This window comes from Rhodocytophaga aerolata, from assembly GCF_030503435.1.
Classification (GTDB): Bacteria; Bacteroidota; Bacteroidia; order Cytophagales; family 172606-1; genus Rhodocytophaga; species Rhodocytophaga aerolata.
In genome coordinates, this window is the sequence record NZ_JAUKPO010000142.1 from 1 (window position 1) to 1,601 (window position 1,601).

Annotated in this window: 1 pseudogene; it reads left to right on the forward strand. The window is 44.3% G+C overall.

Annotated elements, in window-relative coordinates:
• Positions 1-1,601: pseudogene (locus tag Q0590_RS37200) on the forward strand (hypothetical protein); the annotation flags it as partial.

Consider the following 1,601-nt stretch of genomic DNA (forward strand, 5'->3'; position numbering starts at 1 on the left):
AGCATGGACCGCGACTATGCTTTTCATTGGAGTTATGGCAAGCTGGAGACATTGACATTGTTAATTCCTAACTTGTATGGAGGCTCCAGTGCTGGTAGTTTAGGCTCCTCTTCTGCAAGTTATCAAGCCATTTTGCAACAAGGAGGAAGCCCCGCCCAAGCAGTGCAGTTTACCAGCCAGCTTCCCCTCTATTGGGGCAGCCAGCCCAATACGTTAGGCCCGGCATATGCAGGAGCCATTGTTTGCTTTCTGTTTGTGCTAAGTCTTTTTATAGTCAAAGACCGGATCAAATGGTGGCTGCTCGCTTCCACTTTACTGTTAATCTCCATTGCCTGGGGTAAAAACTTCTTTTTGAATGATATTTTATTCTCCTACTTTCCCTTTTTTAATACATTCCGGGCTGTTACAATGACGTTAACAGTGGTACAGGTATTTCTCTCAATGGGAGCCGTACTAGCCCTTGGGGAAGTGGTGGAAAAGAGTTACAGTTGGGCAGATCTAAAAAGACCGCTGCTCTGGAGCCTGGGTTTAACAGCAGGTGTCGCACTACTATTTGCCCTGGCCGCAGGTATGATCTTTGATTTCTCTTCTACAAGTGATGCAAGATTAGGGTTGCCGGCCTGGCTACTAGAAGCTATCAAAGAGGATAGACAATCTATGCTCAGAACGGATGCTTTGCGATCTGTAATATTTATTCTCCTCTCAGCGGGCCTGCTTGTCGCCTACCTGTTCAAGCGATTGAATATTAAAATACTGTATCTGTCTTTGTCTCTGCTCATACTCATAGATCTGTTCAATGTAGACAAACGTTACTTAAATAATGAGGATTTTGTGGCCAGGCGTAAAGCAGAGAAGGTAGAACCCACGGCGGCAAATCTCTCTATCTTGCAAGACACTACCCAGTACCGCGTGCTCAATCTAACAGTAAGTCCTTTTGAGGATGGGTTAACCTCCTATTTTCATCACTCAATTGGTGGGTATCATGCAGCTAAATTACAGCGATTTGGGGAGGTTTCAGACAGCGTTTTGTTTCCCGAGCTGAACCGTCTAGTGTCAGGTTTGCAGAGCCAGTCATTTTCACCGGCAGCATTAGAGCAACTGCCTGTCCTTAATATGCTCAATACCAAATATTTTATTCTCGGCAATGATACGCAGTCCGTGTTACAAAACCCCTATGCCTTAGGTAATGCCTGGTTTGTTCAAGATCATAAAATAGTTGCTAATGCAAATGAAGAATTACAAGCCCTAAAAAGTTTTGATCCTGCTCGCACAGCTATAGTGAAAGCCCGCTATGAGCCCCTATTAAATGCTCAAAGCCTTCAATGGGATTCTACAGCTCGTATCCATTTAACTGCTTATTCTCCTGACCACGTAGTTTACCAGTCGAAAGCCGAAACGCCCCAACTAGCTGTATTTTCCGAAATTTACTACCAAGGCAACAATGACTGGCAAGCTTACGTGGATGGTAAGGCTGTACCCCATATGCAGGTCAACTATTTATTAAGAGCGATGGTGGTACCTGCAGGTCTGCATAAGATTGAATTTATCTATACTGCTCGTACGTATGAAAAGGGGGAGGTTATTGCCTTGATAAGTTCAAT